Origin of the sequence: Streptomyces sp. F63 (genome assembly GCF_018070345.1) — a bacterium.
Lineage (GTDB): Bacteria > Actinomycetota > Actinomycetes > Streptomycetales > Streptomycetaceae > Streptomyces.
Genome location: NZ_JAGPXX010000075.1, coordinates 1 through 678, shown reverse-complemented (window position 1 = coordinate 678; position 678 = coordinate 1). Strand labels below are relative to the sequence as shown.

The 678-nt window shown below is 70.6% G+C and carries 1 pseudogene; it reads right to left on the bottom strand.

The features are described 5' to 3' along the window. A pseudogene (locus KBZ10_RS30200) lies at nucleotides 1-326 on the bottom strand (HNH endonuclease); the annotation flags it as partial. Nucleotides 327-678 lie beyond the last annotated feature (352 nt).

Genomic DNA, 678 nt, shown 5'->3' with positions numbered 1-678 from the left:
TTCGGCACCGCCTCCAGCGCATCCGCCTCGATATCGGCCAGCAAACCCACCTGCTGCGCCTGAATCCACGCGATGTGCCGCTCCCACGCCCGGAGCGCATCGATCCGCCCCGCCCGGGACAACTCCCTCCGCTTCAGCAACCCCAGCATCGCCGCCGTCTGCGGCCCCGGCACCGCCGAAGCCAGATACGCGGCCCACTCATCCGCCGACACCGGCATCCCCACCGAGGCACCACCACCGGTGTCACCGACCGTCACACCGGCAGCGGTGGCGGCCGGGTGGGTGGTGGTGCCGGTCTCGCCGTGGTCGAGCAAGGTGGCCTGCATGGTTTCCGCCCCCCGGTCGGATACCCGGTGAACTCCCGCCCCCGTGACGGGAATTCCTACCCCCCATTCTCCGTCACGGACGGTAATACATCCAGGCCCACGACCCGGAACCACCCGAACGAGTGACCGAAAACGGACCCGGGAACTCCACCCCCGGCCCACACCACGCACCAGCAACGCCACCCCCCACCACCACCGACACCACCGACAGCCCGCCACGACGGCGGAGCAGCCGAAGAGCACCGGCGCGCGTGTGCTTCCGCGCACCCCCACCGGCACCAGCCACGCCAACGCTTTTCGACCGACCCCGGGCACGCACGACACCGGATAGACGACCGACCCCCGCCCAACC